The 15,411-nt window shown below is 63.7% G+C and carries 22 protein-coding genes; 7 read left to right on the top strand and 15 right to left on the bottom strand.

Going from position 1 to position 15,411, the window contains the following annotated elements; genetic code table 11:
- Positions 1-4: 4 nt before the first annotated feature.
- The 5 genes from HK108_RS01380 to HK108_RS01360 form a co-directional block, all read right to left on the bottom strand.
- Positions 5-625: a thymidine kinase gene (locus tag HK108_RS01380; RefSeq protein ID WP_139466868.1), complete on the bottom strand. Its 621-nt coding sequence runs from the start codon at positions 623-625 to the stop codon at positions 5-7.
- Complete coding sequence (locus HK108_RS01375) at positions 618-1,298, bottom strand: PepSY domain-containing protein (protein WP_248283828.1); 681 nt, start codon at positions 1,296-1,298, stop codon at positions 618-620. Before HK108_RS01375 ends, HK108_RS01380 begins: the two co-directional genes overlap by 8 nt.
- Positions 1,299-1,378: 80 nt before the next feature.
- Positions 1,379-1,840: a VOC family protein gene (locus HK108_RS01370; RefSeq protein WP_139466867.1), complete on the bottom strand. Its 462-nt coding sequence runs from the start codon at positions 1,838-1,840 to the stop codon at positions 1,379-1,381.
- Between the two features lie 13 nt (positions 1,841-1,853).
- The gene (locus HK108_RS01365) at positions 1,854-2,426 is read right to left on the bottom strand and encodes a DinB family protein (RefSeq protein ID WP_139466866.1); all 573 of its coding nucleotides are present in this window, start codon (positions 2,424-2,426) and stop codon (positions 1,854-1,856) included.
- Positions 2,427-2,486: 60 nt separating this feature from the next.
- Positions 2,487-3,128 (bottom strand): hypothetical protein, encoded by a 642-nt coding sequence (locus tag HK108_RS01360; RefSeq protein WP_139466865.1) that lies wholly within the window; start codon positions 3,126-3,128, stop codon positions 2,487-2,489.
- A 113-nt stretch (positions 3,129-3,241) separates the two neighbouring features.
- Between HK108_RS01360 and HK108_RS01355 the strand changes: the two genes are divergently transcribed.
- Positions 3,242-3,529: a YrhK family protein gene (locus HK108_RS01355; protein ID WP_139466864.1), complete on the top strand. Its 288-nt coding sequence runs from the start codon at positions 3,242-3,244 to the stop codon at positions 3,527-3,529.
- Between the two features lie 39 nt (positions 3,530-3,568).
- On the opposite strand, the gene HK108_RS01350 is transcribed toward HK108_RS01355, so the two are convergent.
- The 5 genes from HK108_RS01350 to HK108_RS01330 are packed head-to-tail and all read right to left on the bottom strand — an operon-like array spanning position 3,569 to position 8,334.
- Positions 3,569-4,975, bottom strand: a complete 1,407-nt coding sequence (locus HK108_RS01350; protein WP_139907527.1) for an ATP-binding cassette domain-containing protein — start codon at positions 4,973-4,975, stop codon at positions 3,569-3,571.
- A gap of 1 nt (position 4,976) precedes the next feature.
- On the bottom strand, positions 4,977-5,795 hold the full coding sequence (locus HK108_RS01345; RefSeq protein ID WP_139466862.1) for an energy-coupling factor transporter transmembrane component T family protein: 819 nt from the start codon (positions 5,793-5,795) through the stop codon (positions 4,977-4,979).
- Between the two features lie 17 nt (positions 5,796-5,812).
- Entirely contained in the window at positions 5,813-6,691 is an 879-nt protein-coding gene (locus tag HK108_RS01340) for a histidine kinase (protein ID WP_139466861.1), read from the bottom strand.
- Positions 6,688-7,848 carry a nucleoside hydrolase gene (locus HK108_RS01335; protein ID WP_139466860.1) on the bottom strand — a complete coding sequence of 387 codons (1,161 nt, stop codon included), beginning with the start codon at positions 7,846-7,848 and terminating at the stop codon, positions 6,688-6,690. Before HK108_RS01335 ends, HK108_RS01340 begins: the two co-directional genes overlap by 4 nt.
- A gap of 27 nt (positions 7,849-7,875) precedes the next feature.
- Positions 7,876-8,334 carry a DUF2695 domain-containing protein gene (locus HK108_RS01330; RefSeq protein ID WP_139466859.1) on the bottom strand — a complete coding sequence of 153 codons (459 nt, stop codon included), beginning with the start codon at positions 8,332-8,334 and terminating at the stop codon, positions 7,876-7,878.
- 119 nt (positions 8,335-8,453) lie between these two features.
- Here HK108_RS01330 and HK108_RS01325 point away from each other — a divergent pair, with 119 nt between their 5' ends.
- On the top strand, positions 8,454-9,356 hold the full coding sequence (locus HK108_RS01325; protein ID WP_181270399.1) for a carbohydrate kinase family protein: 903 nt from the start codon (positions 8,454-8,456) through the stop codon (positions 9,354-9,356).
- On the opposite strand, the gene HK108_RS01320 is transcribed toward HK108_RS01325, so the two are convergent.
- The 3 genes from HK108_RS01320 to HK108_RS01310 form a co-directional block, all read right to left on the bottom strand.
- Complete coding sequence (locus tag HK108_RS01320; RefSeq protein WP_180345510.1) at positions 9,346-9,816, bottom strand: SRPBCC domain-containing protein; 471 nt, start codon at positions 9,814-9,816, stop codon at positions 9,346-9,348. The two genes, HK108_RS01325 and HK108_RS01320, sit on opposite strands and share 11 nt — an antisense overlap.
- A complete protein-coding gene (locus HK108_RS01315; protein ID WP_139466856.1) occupies positions 9,809-10,141 on the bottom strand; it encodes a VOC family protein in 333 nt (110 codons plus the stop codon). Before HK108_RS01315 ends, HK108_RS01320 begins: the two co-directional genes overlap by 8 nt.
- Before the next feature lie 103 nt (positions 10,142-10,244).
- Entirely contained in the window at positions 10,245-10,634 is a 390-nt protein-coding gene (locus HK108_RS01310; protein ID WP_218973594.1) for a DoxX family protein, read from the bottom strand.
- A gap of 77 nt (positions 10,635-10,711) precedes the next feature.
- Here HK108_RS01310 and HK108_RS01305 point away from each other — a divergent pair, with 77 nt between their 5' ends.
- A complete protein-coding gene (locus tag HK108_RS01305; RefSeq protein ID WP_139467402.1) occupies positions 10,712-11,572 on the top strand; it encodes a sigma-70 family RNA polymerase sigma factor in 861 nt (286 codons plus the stop codon).
- An 11-nt stretch (positions 11,573-11,583) separates the two neighbouring features.
- Here the strand turns inward: HK108_RS01305 and HK108_RS01300 are convergent, their stop codons facing one another.
- Entirely contained in the window at positions 11,584-12,075 is a 492-nt protein-coding gene (locus HK108_RS01300) for a winged helix-turn-helix transcriptional regulator (RefSeq protein ID WP_139466855.1), read from the bottom strand.
- A gap of 120 nt (positions 12,076-12,195) precedes the next feature.
- On the opposite strand from HK108_RS01300, the gene HK108_RS01295 reads away from it, so the two are divergent.
- Entirely contained in the window at positions 12,196-12,834 is a 639-nt protein-coding gene (locus HK108_RS01295) for a dihydrofolate reductase family protein (RefSeq protein ID WP_139466854.1), read from the top strand.
- A gap of 114 nt (positions 12,835-12,948) precedes the next feature.
- On the opposite strand, the gene HK108_RS01290 is transcribed toward HK108_RS01295, so the two are convergent.
- Complete coding sequence (locus HK108_RS01290) at positions 12,949-13,635, bottom strand: SDR family oxidoreductase (protein ID WP_139466853.1); 687 nt, start codon at positions 13,633-13,635, stop codon at positions 12,949-12,951.
- An 88-nt stretch (positions 13,636-13,723) separates the two neighbouring features.
- On the opposite strand from HK108_RS01290, the gene HK108_RS01285 reads away from it, so the two are divergent.
- From HK108_RS01285 to arfB, 3 genes are read left to right on the top strand one after another with little or no spacing between them, the layout of a single operon-like run.
- Complete coding sequence (locus tag HK108_RS01285) at positions 13,724-14,305, top strand: hypothetical protein (RefSeq protein ID WP_139466852.1); 582 nt, start codon at positions 13,724-13,726, stop codon at positions 14,303-14,305.
- Positions 14,306-14,338: 33 nt separating this feature from the next.
- Complete coding sequence (locus HK108_RS01280) at positions 14,339-14,944, top strand: 1-acyl-sn-glycerol-3-phosphate acyltransferase (RefSeq protein ID WP_181270398.1); 606 nt, start codon at positions 14,339-14,341, stop codon at positions 14,942-14,944.
- Between the two features lies 1 nt (position 14,945).
- On the top strand, positions 14,946-15,389 hold the full coding sequence (arfB, locus tag HK108_RS01275) for an alternative ribosome rescue aminoacyl-tRNA hydrolase ArfB (protein WP_139467401.1): 444 nt from the start codon (positions 14,946-14,948) through the stop codon (positions 15,387-15,389).
- Positions 15,390-15,411: the final 22 nt, after the last annotated feature.

Raw genomic sequence — 15,411 nt, 5'->3', positions numbered from 1 at the left:
GAAGCTACCCGGCCCCGGTGAAGTGCTGCCGACAGCGAGCGACATAGGTATCCAAGCCACCGATGTGGCTGGCGTCGATCTCAGTCGCGGCCAGAGTCGCCTCGGGTGGCTGAACTGTCCGTGCTGCGTCTGGTCCGTTCGGGCTCTCCGTCTGTTCCAAACGCTGGTGGAACACAGCGTCCTTCCCACAGACTGTGCACACCGCCGTGAGTCTCAGGACCTCCTCAGCGACGGCCATGAAGCTGGGCAGCGGTTCGAACGGCTGCCCGTCGAAGGTCACGCACAGTCCTTCGACGATGACGTCGAGTCCACGGCTGAGGAGGTCCTCGACGGCGGGGACGAGCTCCGGGCCGAAGAACTGCGCCTCATCGATGGCGATGAGGTCATAGTCCTTCTGTAGGGCCGCCCCTGCAAGGGACGCGACGTCTCCGAGCGGCACTGCGGGGATATTCACCCCGGTGTGCGAGGTGATCGTGGAGATGTCCGATCGGGTGTCGAGCGAGTGGGACACGACGAGGACATCGATTCCGGCAATCGTAGCCCGCCGGACCCTGCGCATAAGCTCTTCGGACTTTCCGGAGAACATAGGTCCGGCGATGACCGTGAGACGACCGGTGTCAGTCATCGACGCTGACTCTCTTGGAGTCGGTGTCAACGGTGACTTCCACGTCTCCGCTGCCCTTCTCGAAATCGAACTGGTACTCCTGCTTGCCGTCGTCGAATTCGAGTTTCCAGCTCACGAGCTTTCCGTCGGCTTTCTTCTGGGCAAGTTTGAGAGCGTCGTCGAAGGCCATCGGATCGTTGAGGTCGATGGCCTTCTCTTTGTCATCGGTCGAGTCCTGCTCGTGTTCGGCGATCTTCCCGGTCTCCGCGTCGATCTCGACGTCATGGTCGGTGTTTCCGTCGAGGATGGACACCTCGTACTGCCAGGCCTCGTCTTTGTCGTCCCAGTCGAGCTCGATGCCATGAACGATTCCGTTCCCGACTTCCTCCTCGGCAGTCTTGATCGCGTCTTCGGCACTGATGGCCGGCGATTCTTTGCTCAGGTCGGCACCGGCGCTCAGGCCTTTCCCGGACGATTCCTCCGCCGGCCTGGTTTCATCGCCGTCATCGTTTTGGCCATCGTCGCTCTGATCCTCGCCTCCGGCAGGGCTGGCCTCGGCCGATTCGCTTGCCGCGGACGAGTCCTGCGCCTCATCGCCTCCGTTTCCGGAATCACTTCCGCCACACCCGGCCAGGCCGAGAGTGAGTGCTGCAAGTCCGGCCACTGTACTCATTGCCATGCGATTCGTCTTCATGGCTGCCACGCTAGCAAGCGAACACCTTTCACAAGTCGTTTCTGAGAACAATCTCATCTGAAGGGGTTCGAGACTGCTGGTCAGTCAAGGCAGAATTCGTTGCCTTCGGGATCGGCCATGACGATGAAGCCGTGTTCCAACGGCGGGTCCGGATCGACTCGGCGCAACCGAGTGCCTCCGAGTCCCGTGAGTCGGGTGCATTCTGCTTCGAGTGCATCCATCCGCTCATCGCCGTCGAGTCCCGGAGCGGCACGGACGTCGAGGTGCACGCGGTTCTTCACCGTTTTGGGCTCGGGCACCGTTTGGAAGAAGACCCGAGGACCGACCTGTTCAGGGTCTTCGATGGCGGCACGCATGTTCTCGGGACCGAGTTCGATGCCGAGTCCGGCGATGAATTCCTTCCAAGCGACGAGGGGGTCGTCGTCAGCACCGAGTCGCACCCCCGGAGGTCCTGGAATGATGTAGCCGAGTGCTTCGGCCCAGAAGCGGGCGAGCCTTTCGGGGTCGTGGCAGTCGACGGTCACCTGGATTGTTCGGCTCATGGTCGGTGGCTCCCTATTGTCCGGTTCTGCCGTCGATGCATTCACGCAGCAGGTCAGCGTGACCACAGTGGCGGGCATATTCTTCGATGCGGTGGACTAAGAATTCCCGAACCGCGATGTCTTCTCGGCCCACGTGTGTGCCGAGGTCGTCGTGTCTGCTGACTTCAGCGTCGGTGGCGGCCTGCTCCTGTTCCAGTCGGGCGAAGGCATCGGTGAGGACGGTTTCCTCGGGGTGAGACGGAACATCACTGAGGTCGAATGCGTCATCCAAGCTCCCATAGATCGGGGGCTCGGGTTCGCCGTCGGTGATCCAATTCCTCCAGTCTCGCTCCACTTCGGTCATGTGACGGACCAACCCGAACAGCGACATCGTCGACGGTGGGACGGAGAGCTTCATCATCTGCTCAAACGTGAGTCCCTGGCATTTCAGATCCAGGGTCAGCCGGTAGTCGCGCAGGTAGCTCAGCAGTGTGGCGAGTTCTCCGTCGGGACTGTGTCTGTCGGAGCTGCGGGGGTCGTCGTCGGGATCGACCCACATATCGGGGTAGACGGTGGCAATGCTCCAGCGCTGTGGTGAGGTGGACATGATGGTCATTCTGCTCCGGTGGACGGCTGAGCACCAGGGTCGAAGGCGCTTTGCCAGGGTTCAGACAGCCAAGCTGTCATCGAGTTCGAACAGGCTCGGCATCTCCTCTCGGATCATGATCCCGAAGGCGAGCGCACCTCCGAAGAGTCCCTCGATCGTGTCGACGGTCTGCAGCACCCGGTCCCGGGAGAACTCGGGCATGAGCTCTCCGTATTTGAGGTAGCCCTTGAGTGATCCGGTCGCGGCGGCCCTCACACCGAGTCGCCCGGTGATGAGCCAGATGATGCATTCGGTTTCGAACCGCGCCTGGACTCCCTCAGCCTTCGGCTCGACCGACGCCGCACCGAGGTCGCGCCCTGGCCTGCGGTGGTCGGAGAGGCTGAGCGCGAGTTCGCTGAGGAGATGGATGAGCATGACGGAGGGGCTGCGTGTGTGCGGAAGGTCGTCCGGCAGCAGGTTCTTCCGGTGCAGCGTATTGATGACTGCGTGCAGTCCATCCCAGGTGGGTGGGCTCGCCGCGGGCAGAGACCTGAGACCGTCGGTCGTGCGATCGGGCCTCTGCTTCGCACCGCGGGCCGCTTCGACGGCGGAGAGCTGCGGGGACCGACGAACAGCGGCGAGCAACTCATCCCATGACATCGGCAAGTGACGGTCGAGCAACTCGGCAACGTGGGAATCGAATGGTTTCGACTTCTGATCCATGTTCTCACGGTAGGCGCAGCCCCTGACACGAGATTCGGCGCCGGTCGGAGTCCGTGCCCGGGCGGCGGCGGTAGGCTCGCTGTGAAACAGATTCAGCGGGAAAGGAGAGAGTGTTGACCGAGCACAATCCGGATCTTCATCTGCGGATCGGGCGGGAGGAACTCGTCGTCCGGCAGCGCTACCAGGTGATCAGCATCGCCAATGATGTGCTCATCGGCCTGTGGTTCCTCATCGGCAGCTTCATGTTCTTCTCCGAATCACTGACCTATTCGGGAACCTGGCTGTTCGTCATCGGCAGTGTCGAGATGCTCATTCGCCCGGTCATCCGCCTCATCAGGCATCTGCACCTGCAGAGGCTGCGCAGCCCCGCAGCCGCCGGAGACGATTCCTTCGACTACTGACCGCTGTCATCCGCTCTCAAATATCCGCCCGCCATTCCATCATGACCGGGCTCGCCCGTCGATAAGCCGCAGTCTGCGGTGCGCGAACTCGTTCGCCCAGCGCTGGTCGTGTGTTGTTGCCAGGACAGCGCCTCCACTGTTGAGGAACGACTCGATAATCGCGTTCAGTCGGGTCATTGCCGCGAGGTCGCGCCCGATCGTCGGTTCGTCAAGCAGCAGCACCGTGGTCTCGGTCATCAGAGCCGAGGCGATGACGATGTCTTTGCGCCTGGCCACATCGAGGTCGAATGGATGGTCGTCGGCGACCTCGGTCAGGTCCGCCTCGGCGAGGACGCTGTCTGCGGCTGCCAGGCGATGGTCGCGCACTCGCTTTCGGTCTCGCCGTCGATGCGGCGGCAGCGGAGCGGCGTGAAGCAGTTCGCGTGCCACTGTGGCTGCGGAGAGCTGCAGTCCTGCATCCTGTCCCACCCATCCGAGGTGAGCACTGCGCGCGTGGGCGGGCAGGGTGTCCAATCGGATCATCTCGCCGAGGCGGCTGACTGTGATCGTGCCCGTCACGGACGCCGACCGGTCGAGCAGGCCGAGGAGGGCCCGCAGAAGCGTGGACTTGCCGGCCCCGTTGGCACCGGTGACTGAGGTGAGTTCGCCGGGCCGCAGATCGAGGTCGAGGCCGTCGAGGATTCGGCTGCTCCCCCGATCCACGGTGAGGTCGCGAACGGTGAGCAGCGGATCTGCCTGTGACCTCAGCATCGTCGAGAGAGTCGCATCATCGTTCGGGCGGCTGTCCCAGATTCCGACGGATCGAACCGTGGGAGTCGCCGTCTGCAGCCGACCGGCGTCAAGGAAGCGGACCTCTTCGCAGATCCGGGTCAGTTCGTCAGTCTGATGACCGGTGATGAGCACAGCCCCTCCCCGATCACAGAATTCCTGCAGCACTGTCACCAGGCGCACACGCATCTGCGGATCCAAGGACTGTGCTGGTTGGTCGAGAACGAGCAGGTCGGGCCCGGGTGCGAGGATCCGTGCCACCGCGACCAGTTGCCTCTGCCCTCCGGAGAGCGTGTCCAGCCGTCGGTTCCATAGGTCTCCGATGCCGAGGAGCTCGAGCAGGTTCCGGGCTCGGCGGTGGGCATCGGCCGGATCATGCCCGTACAGTCGACACGCCAGCTGGGACTCGTCACCGACGTGGCTGGTCATTCCGCTCAGTTGCGCTTCCGGGTCATCGCCGAGCAGCGCCACGGTTCCGTTCCGGTCGATGGTGCCGGTCAGGGCTCCCCGAGAGACGAGCTGTCCGGCGAACAGGCGGCAGAGAGTCGACGTTCCCGATCCGAGCGGTCCGAGCACTGCGGTCATGGTGCCGCTGACAACGTCGAAAGTGATTCCGCTCAGCGCGGCAGTGTCCTCTCCACGATAGGTGAACCACGCGTCCGTGATCGAAACGGTCATCTCAGGCACCGCCGATCAGCTGCGCGGCGCCCGGCAGCGGGAGGGATCCCGTCACCGAGGCGACGATGAGTCCGATGCTCACGAGCGGAGTCAGGATCCGCAGGAGGCTCTGCCCTGTCCCGTCCGTGTGGTCCTGGAGCGCAGTCGCGGTCGCGTTCGAATTGAGTCCGCTGGATTCGAGCACGTCGTGACGTTGGTCGACGGTCAGCAGGATCGCGGTGACGAGTCCTGTGACGATTCCCGGCAGCAGTCGGATGCGCACCCGCCAGGAGTCGGTGGCCCAGCCGCGGGCCTGTCTGGCTTCGATGATGTGTCGGGTGCGTGCGCCGATCATTGGGATGAGACCGATGGCAGAGGCGCACATATAGGCGACTGCCGAGGGCAGACGAAGTCGACGCAGACCGTCGAAGAGGCGAGCGGAGTCGGCACCCAGACCGAACATCGCGCACAGCCCGATCAGGGCGCTCACCCGCAGCCAGATCTGAACGGCGATGCTCAGTCCTTCGACGCTGAGGCGAGCGGGTCCGACCTGCCAGAGCACATACACATCGGTTCCGGGGTAGAACAGCCCCTGCACGACGATCAGCACAACCAGAGTCGGCAGGCACAGGAGACCTACTGTCATCGCCCATTCCCGCAGTCGCACGGCGGGTGAGACTGTCACGGTCACGACCGTGCCGGTCAGGATGATGACCGGCACGATCGGAGAGGGGATTCCGAAGACGAGCAGCAGGCTGCAGGCAAGGATGATCAATTCCGTGGCAGGGTGCAGACGACGCTTCGGGCGGTGAGCCTCAGCCGCGTCAACGGCGGCGTGCATGTCGGAAGAGGCGTGACTCATTCCGCCGGCTGTGCCGATTCGGCCTGTTTGGTCAGATCGGGGCCGTCGGACTTCTTCGCCCGGGGGCGACTATGAGCGGCGAACTCGTAGCGACCGACGATGCGTTTGGGCAGCGACTGGATGACGACATAGGCGAGGGCGAAGATGAGCGCCTTGTCGACGATGTCGGAGACCATGCTCTGAGCGAAGGTGGCATTGAACATCTCGAGGCCCGTCGCTTGGAGGATCGCGACGACTCCCCCGGTGCCGGCCCCCAGCCCGCCGCCGAAGACATAAGCGGCGACGGGTGCTCCGATGGCGCCGGCGGGAACACCGGCGACGGCGCCGACGATGATCGCGGTCCAGGGTGTGCGGAAGACTCCGAGCCTTGCTGCCCAGCCGGCGGCGGCGCCGATGAAGGCGGCCCCGGAGCTGAAGGCGATGACGCTGGGGCTCAGGGTCACGCCCCAGATGAGGTTCGAGATGATTCCCGTGAAGGCACCTGCTGCGGGGCCTGCCAGGACGCCGATGAGCACGGTTCCGATGGAGTCGAGGTAGAGGGGCACAGGCGTGTAGTTGCCGATGATCTGCCCGATGACGACGTTGAGGGCGATGGCGACCGGGATGAGCGCGAGAACGCTGCGGGGAATGAGCGGGAGAGTGCCTGCGGCGAGCAGAACTCCTCCGCCGAGATAGCCGAGCATGACCCACAGAGTGGTGTATCCGAGGTCAACGCCGAGGTTGGCAGGTTGGGTGAGGAGTACGGCGACGTAGGTGCCGATGACGATGAGGGTGCCGAGCAGTGTGAGGATGAGGGGAAGAGTGCGGTTGCGGTTTTGTCCGGGACCGACCGTGGTGGTCGGCCCCTGCCCAGACTGTCTGGAGTGTGCGGTCATGCGGGTGGTCCTTTCATCAGGGTGGCGCTCAGGTGGTCGAGGAAGGCAGGAGCGTCGATGGCGCGGATGATCTCTGCGTTCACGGGGCGGCCCCACCGCCCCAGCCAGTCGGCGACGGTTTCGCCTCGTGTGAGTGTACCCGTGAGTTCGACATCGACAGGTGCCCACAGCGTCGACGCCCATGGCAGGTCCCCCGCACTTCCCCTCACGGGCACCGGGGCGGACGGCTCCCGGGAGTCGGAGTCCGATCCCTCGAGCTCTGTTCCGGTCGACGTTGTGGTGTCTTGCCGAGCCCAGGACAGAGCGCAGGCGAGGACGAACGGGTCGTGGATGTGGGCGAGGTAGCCGAGCCCGTCGGTTTCGTGGAATTCGAAGTAGAACCGAAGCGCCTCGGCCAGTTGTGCGAGTACTGATTGCCAGCGGTCATCGGCACCACCGGCAGAGGATCCGTCGAGGATGGTGGCGAGACGCTCGGGTGTCATCTCAACGGCTTCGGTCGCTTCGATCGGGGCGATGACCGGAAGGTGGGCCAGCCTCTCCTCCTGTCTGGTGCGGTCGAAAGCGGCAAGCACCTGGGCGGTGGACTCAGGGTCGAAGGTGACATTCCATTCCGTCGTCGGGTGGGTGTTGCCCCGGTAGTTGAACGCTCCTCCCATGATGAAGAGACGTTTGAACAGACTCGGGAGTTCCGGGTCGATTTCGAGGGCCAGGGCAAGATTCGTGGCTGGACCGATGACGACACCGAGGAGCTGTCCGGGATGGGCGTGGGCAGCATCGACCCAGGCCTGAGCCGCCGTCACCGAACTCACCGGCGTGCTCGGGGCCGGCAGCCGCGCATATCCCCGCCCGGACTCCCCATGGGTGAGGTCGGCATATTCCAGGGCTTCGCCCGTTGCCGTCTCCGCTGCCTGCGGATCCATCTGCAGGACCCGCCATGCCAGCGGAAGGCTGTGGCCGGCGTGGACGGGAATGTCGCTGCGTCCGGCCAGCGACAGCCATCCGCGGGTGTTCTCGACGACTTGTGCGGTGGCGACGTTGCCTCCGGATGCGGCGATGCCGACAACGTCGACGTCGTCTTGGCAGCACAGGTAGGCCAGTGCAATAGCATCGTCGATTCCGGGGTCGCAGTCGAGGAAGAGCGGCAGAGCGGCAGGCATGGTTCTATTCTGCCGGATCCGGCTGTGTCACCACCGTCGGATGCGGGCCCAGTTTCCGCAGGCTTGGGTTGATCCCCGTCTCACCAGTCGGCAGCAGAGGTAGAGCTTCGCCGAGGGAGGTTCGTCGATTCCGAACCTTTCTCTCATGTCGATGGCTTCCTCACTGCCGAAGGGAGTGCCGATGACCTCCCCGAACGGCATGCTGGTGATCCACGGTTTGGCGGCGAAAGTGAAGGCGTTGAGGAACATTTCACAGTCACAGCAGCAGGCACCCATGCTGCTCAGCCGCGCGAGCAGAGCCGTGGCGCGTGGAGCCGTACGGTCACGGAAGCCTTCCGCGAACCGGTGGGTGCCGTTGCAGCCGAATTCGCCGAGTTGTCGGAACACGTAGCAGGCCAGGCATTCGCCGGGGCGCGGAGCGAAGACATGGGCGGTCTCCTCGTCGATGATCGTTCTGACGTCGTTGTCAATGGTGTTCTTGTCCATGGCCACACAGTTCCAGACGGCACTGACATGACATGAGGCGAATTAATATCGTTCATCGATTTTCGACCTATTAATGCAGGTCACAGCTGGAGAAGACTTTTCACCTTAGAATCGTGCCCATGAGCATTCTCGTCATCGGTGAGGCCCTCATCGACATCGTCAGCACGCCCGGGAGTCCAGACCGATATGCACCGGGTGGAGCTCCAGCCAATGTGGCTCTCGGGCTGGGCCGCCTCGGCGACGATGTCGAGTTCCTCACCGATGTCGGCGATGATTTCCACGGTGGGTTCCTTCTCGCTCATCTTCAGGAGTCTCAGGTCGCCGTGCTCGCTTCACCACGTGGCGCCACGTCGACGGCGCTGGCTCGCCTCGCCGATGACGGCTCCGCCGAGTACGAGTTCCACCTGCGGTGGGACCCTGACTCTTCCCTGCTCACGGACGCACCTCGCTCCGTTGTGCATTTCGGCTCGATTGCGGCATTCCTTTCGCCTGGCTCCGCAGTCATCGAAGATGTTCTCGCCTCTACGACCGGGGCTTTCGGTACGCATCCTCGTCCGCTCATCTCCTTCGATCCGAATATCCGACCGTCGATCATCGGCTCCCGCGAAGATGCGATGCCGCGTTTCGAGGAGTTGGCTCGTCGAGTCGACGTTCTCAAACTCAGCGACGTCGATGCGAACTGGCTCTATCCCGATCTCGACGAGTCCGCACAGGTCGACCGTCTTCTCAGCCTCGGGGCGAATCTGGTCGCCATGACTCGCGGTGGTGAGGGTGCGATCGTGGCGACCGCCTCGGCGCGGGCATCGGTGACCTCAAGGAAGGTGGAAGTCAAAGACACGATCGGGGCCGGGGATACGTTCATGGTCTCACTCATCCACGACCTGCATGCTCAGGAGAACGCTGTGTCCGATCTCAGCACGGCAGAACTCACAGCCCTGGGAGATCGCGCATCGGCGCTTGCGGCGATCACGGTCAGCCGTGAGGGTGCGGATCTGCCGTGGGCCGTGGAACTCACGAACTGAGGAAGTCGCCGAGCTGTCGCAGGCAGATGTCATGGCCGTTGCGGTGTCCGTCGATCATTCCCCGACCGACGAAGGACACGACCTGGTCGACGAGCTCGACCCGGGTGCCTGTCGGGATAGCGGTCAGGGTCCAGGTGATGATGGCCGTCGATAGTATCTCATCGTCTTTGGTGAGAGTCTCCGTTGTGACGATGTGACGTCCCGGCGCAAGTGAGCAGTACTGCCCGGTGGAGACGAACTCGAGTTCTCCCGGTGACCCACAGCGGGCCCGGATCGCTCCGCCCGGACGGAATTCGTCGATGTCGCAGACTATCTCCTCCCCCTCGGGAACTCCCCACTGCACGCGCTGATCCGAATCGGCGAAGGCGTTCCAGACCTTTGAGACCGGATGCTCGAAATCAGCGCCGAGGCTGATCGTCGCGGTCACTGGCGCGCCCTGGTCGGATGCTGCCTCACTCACCGAAGAACACCACCTGGTTTCCGTCCGGGTCGGTGACCGGCAGGATGCGCTGTCCGCCGCCTGGGGACGGTTCGTCATGGTCGATTCCGGCCGCTCGCAGATGCTCGGCCATCGTGTCGAGGTCGTCCACGTCGAGAACCACGTTGGAGCGTCCGGCTCGCTGCGGGTCCTCCCAGATCTGGATTCCGAACCTCTCGTCGAAGAGCCATTGGGCCAGCCCCGCCATCGGCTTGTCATCCGGCTGTCTTTCGAAGAGTCGGGAATACCATTCGGTCGCTTCCTTCTCGCTGGTGACAACGATATTGGCCATGAGTCCGGTGATCATGATCGCTCCTTCGGGATCAGTCTTGAGATTGAGTGATTGCATTCTGCAATCACTTATTCCATGGAAGCACACATCGGCCCCGGGAACAAGAGCGACGCTCAGCTCAGCCCCCGAACGGGGCCAACGCAAACCGGCCCCATGCGAGGAACGCAAATACCAGCAGGTATGCGGTGTCCCCCGCCATCAGGCCCCATTCGCTGCGTCGAAATCGGGTTGTCGCCGCCCCAGCCATCACCAGCATGAGTCCACACGCCGCGATCGGCGAGAGAACCGGAAGGACCCCCACCAGCGGCGGCACGATCAGTCCGATCACACCGAGGAGCTTGATTGTTCCGATGGCTTTGATATGCCCCGGACTGAAATCGTCCACCCAGTGCTGACTGTGAGCCAGCGCCCGATACTTCTCCTTGGACAGGATCACCTGCGAGGCTCCGCCGATGCCGAAAGCCACTGCCATTGCGGCGGCGACGACCCATAGTACGATGTCCATCATTGCAATTCTCCTTTGCCGAAAGAGCCCGGTCGGACTCTCACTCTGATGACGCATCGCCGCCAGGAAAGGTAACAGCCATCGCGCAGTCATCTTCGACCTCAGAGTTCGAAGCTCATCGCCCTCGCCTCACTGCGTTGGCCACGAGAGTGCTCGGCTCGCATTCGGACGCCGAGGATGCCGTTCAGGAGACGTGGCTCCGCTGGGAGCGGAACGGCCCGGAGTCCATCGACAATCTCGGCGGGTGGCTGACCCGGGTCATCGGACGCATCTGCCTCGATGCGCTCCGCCGACGCACCACTCGGGGAGAATCGTCGCTTGACGCCTGGCTCAGCGAAGCAATCGTCGACGAGGATGACCCGACGCCTGAGCAGAATGCAACTTTGTCGGATTCGCTCGGACCGGCCATGCTCATCGTGCTCGACTCGCTGCGCCCGGAGGAGCGAGTCGCGTTCGTCCTCCACGACATGTTCTCAGTGCCCTTTGCCGAAATCGCGGCCGTCATCGGATCCTCGGAAGCCGCCGCGAAGATGGCCGCCAGTCGGGCCCGGCGCAAGGTCAAGGACACACCACCGCCGTCCGGAGAACTTTCACAGCGCCGTGCTGTCGTCGACGCATTCCTCACTGCCGCACGGCTTGGAGACTTCGACGCTCTGCTGCACTTTCTCGACCCGGGACTGACGTGGCACCGCAGCAACGCCCGCGGCCACATGGTCCGGATGGGTGCGAACGAGGTGCTCGCAGCGATTCGGCGCGGCGATCCGGACAGGATCGAAGTTCGAAAGGTCAACGTCAACGGCGAGCCGGGTCTGCTCGTTCTGACCGCAAGCGGTCACCGTTTGGGACTCATGGCATGCACCGTGGCAGACGGCAGATTGGTCGGCATCGTCTCGATCACCTCAAGGAAGCTGCTGGAGCGACTGAGACTGCCCGGGCAGTAGGCCCACCCGAATCAGCTTCCCGAGATCTCGGCCTCGTAGGCGGCCTGCAGTCGCTCCGAGGAACGCGGTTCGTCAGGATTCGGGCGCGGCACCCCGAGGTGGGTCTCCCGAAGCTCATCCACGAGACCTGCGACGAGTCGGGAGTCATCGGCCATGATTCTGGATCGGATCGTCAGCTCCGGCGAGGTCTCCCGGTGGGTCATTCCCCACGTTCCGAGGGCGACCATGACCGGCAGAGTCTGGATTCCAGCCTCGGTGAGGGTGTACTGGGCTCGCTGCCCGCGTGCGGCTTCCGCTTTTGTCAGCAGCCCTTCGTCGATGAGCTTCCTCAGACGACTGGCGAGCATGTTCGAGGCTATGCCCTCATCATTGTGGGTGAGCAGCTCGCGGAAGTGCCGACGATTGCCGAAGATGATGTCCCGCAGGACGATGAGCGACCAGTTGTCGCCGAGGACCTCGACGGCGGCATTGATCGCACATCCTGAACGCGGCTGTGCAGGCATCGCCCCACCTCCAGTGATTGCATTCTGAAACTACTTAATCTTACACTGGGTCCACTTCCCCGGAACCCACGCCATCCGTCGGACTGAAGACATCAGCCGAACCATCACATTGGAGTGCACATGGCCAAAGCGTGTGTCAACAACCTCTTCGTCTCCCTCGACGGATTCGCTGCCGGCGAGTTCGTCACCTTCGATCAGCCGATCGGCGAAGCCCAAGCACTGTTCTCCTACTTCGACGGCCGCGGCATCGAGGGCGTGGACAAGGTCGACGCCCCGGTGACCGCAGACCGCGCTCTGTTCGCCATGTGGGGGCAGGGCATCGGAGCCGAGATCATGGGCCGGAAGAAGTTCGGTCCCCAGACGGGGCCGTGGCCCGACGACGGCTGGCGTGGCTGGTGGGGTGAGGAGCCGCCGTTCAAGACCCCGTGCTTCGTTCTCACTCATCATCCACGGGAGCCGATGGAGTTCGACAACGGCACGAGTTTCCACTTCATCGACGCGTCGCCCGCGGAGGCACTCGCCGAGGCGACCTCTGCCGCTGACGGCGGCAATGTCCGCATCGGCGGCGGTCCTTCGATGGTCAGACAGTTCCTTGCGGACGGCCTCGTCGACTTCATGCACCTCGTCATCGTCCCGGTCACCCTCGGCCGCGGGGTCTGGCTCTGGGAAGGACTCGAGGGGTTGGAGAAGGACTTCACGATCGAGAGTCTCACCACGGCCAGCGGTCTGACCCATCAATTGTGGAACAGACGAGGCTGAATCTCAGCGGCGACTCGAACCGGACTCGTCGGAACGCCCGATGGCCTGTGGTCTCGGTTCGGAGACCACAGGCCATCGGGTAGGGACGGGACAGCGCCCGCATGGATTGTCAGGTCAGTTGATCGCCTCGGCGATGGGGGTCTGCCCGTCGTAGAAGTTCACAGTCTCACGCACAGCTGCAGATTCGGCGATGACGTGTGTGATGACCTCGGCGACGAGTTCGCGGGAGGTCACCCGCACCTCGTCTGCCGGGCGTTCACCGTCGAGATCGCCGGCCGCATCGGCGATGAGGACCTTGCCGCTGGAGGGCTCGAGGGTCAGACCGCCGGGTCCGAGAATCGTGAAGTCAAGGTCGCTGGCGCGCAGGTGCTCGTCTGCACCGGCCTTGGCCTCGACGTAGGGGTAGAACGAGCTCTCGGGGTCGACGCGATCACGGTCGACGCTCGCACTGGCATAGGAAACCATGACGAAGCGCTTGACGCCCGCCTGCCCGGCGGCGTCGATCGATCGCTTGGCTGCTTCGAGGTCGACGGCCTTGGTCCGGGCCGGGTTGCCGCCGCCGGCGCCTGCGGAGAAGACGACAGCCTGGGCTCCGGAGAACAGATCGGCGAGCGCCTGAGTGTCGGCGGTTTCGATGTCGAGGACGACCGGGTTGGCCTCAGCGGCTTCGACATCTGATGACTGGTCGGGGTTGCGGATCACCGAATCGACGGCGAAGCCTGCGGCCTTGAGCTTGGGCGCGGCCAGAAGTGCGATCTTTCCATGGCCGCCGAGAATGACGACACGAGTTGAATCAGACATATCTACCTCCGTTGTCGGTGAAGCTTGGCATTCGGTACAGCGATGCCACTTGCGCGATTATTCCCAGTCCGCCGGTATTCTGAGGACCATGACCGACGACTTCTCCCCCGCCGACGTCGTGCGCCGGCTCGAGCGTGGACAGCAGGTCGTCATCCCCTCCTCGAAACGCAACGTCTTCACTGCTTTGGCCATCGCGGTCCCGCTCGGCATCGGCCTGCTCGCCTTCTTCGTCTACATTGTCACTGCAGCTCTCGGTGACGGAGGCAGCCCATGGGTCATCGTTGCGAACCTGCGCATGTGGGCAATTGTCGCTGGCATCATCGGATGCCTCGTCGTCGCGCCGATCGGCGTATTCGTGCGGCTGCGCAGGCACGAATCCCTCGTCGTCTCCCCCACCGGCGTCGCGTCGGCCCGGCGCGGTGAGGTTCTGCCCGGGACTCTGCTGCCATGGCACGATATCGAGTCAGTGGTCTTCGAATCGGCGGTGTCTCCAGGCCCGAAGGTGCTCGCTTATATGCTCACCGAAGAGGCAACCCGCCGACTCATCGGACGCGGGCGCAATCCGCGCGTGCTCGTCAGAAGCGGATTCGTCCTCTCACATCGCCGACTCTACCCGGTCCTCAGGGCCGCTCATGCCCGTTTCTCACCACACGTCCATGGACACCGATAGGCCCACACATCCTCGTGCCTTACCGTTGAGTTCATGATCCGACGCCTCCTCGCTCGCGCTTTCTGGTCCTTCAGCAAGTGGAACCTCGTGACCGAGCCCGCTCCGAACCGTCCGACCATCCTCGTCGGCGCTCCGCACACTTCGAACTGGGACTTCGTCGTCATGCTCGCGATCGCGTGGCGCATGCGCGTCGACGTCCATTGGCTGGGTAAGCATTCCCTGTTCACCGGCTGGCGGGGGCCGATCATGCGGGGACTCGGTGGGATTCCCGTCGATCGGTCTGAACCGAGCAAGATCGTCACCGAGGTGGTCGACCGCATGCGAGACGGCGAGGTCTTCGCGCTCGTCATCACCCCGGACGGCACCCGCGGCGGACACACTCATTGGAAATCCGGGTTCCATCGCATCGCGATGGCAACGGGAATGCCCGTAACGTTGGGCTACCTGGATACCGCGACCCGGACGACGGGGCTGGGCCCGACCCTGGAGATGACCGGCGACATCGCCGCGGACATGGATCGGATCCGCGAATTCTACGCCGACAAGCGTGGAATCCGCCCGCACCTGCAGATCACGCCGAGGCTGCGCGAAGAAGACTCCGCCGGTGACGATCGCGAAGGCGAAGCGGAGCCGAACTGAGATGGACGGTGATCTGCGCGTCCCCGCCGGGCCGGGTATCCCCGCCGGGCTGGTCATCCCCGCGTCCGACCTGTCCGAACAGTTCTCCCGGTCATCCGGCCCGGGCGGCCAGCACGTCAATACCTCCGATTCACGGGTGCAACTGAGCCTCGACCTGGCCTCAGCGAGATTCCTCACTGAGGTTCAACGCGAGCGAGTGCTCAGTCGGTTGGCACCACGACTGTCGGGCACTGTGGTGACCGTGACTTCGGAGAAGCAGCGGTCACAGCTGAAGAACCGTCAGGACGCACGCATGCGTCTGGCGCAGCTGCTGCGTGAGGCGTTGGCTCCGCCGGTGCAGAGGCGAGCGACGAAGCCGTCACGCAATTCCCGTCGTCGCCGAGTCCGGACCGAACAGCGGCGGTCGGAGATCAAACGCAACCGTCGCAAGCCCCGTCTCGATTGAGCGCCGGTGGTGACAGCGGTTG

The sequence above is a fragment of the Brevibacterium sediminis genome (assembly GCF_013623905.1).
Taxonomy (GTDB): domain Bacteria; phylum Actinomycetota; class Actinomycetes; order Actinomycetales; family Brevibacteriaceae; genus Brevibacterium; species Brevibacterium sediminis.
The sequence above is the reverse complement of the archived record's forward strand: the minus strand, read 5'-3'. Positions and strand labels throughout refer to the sequence as shown.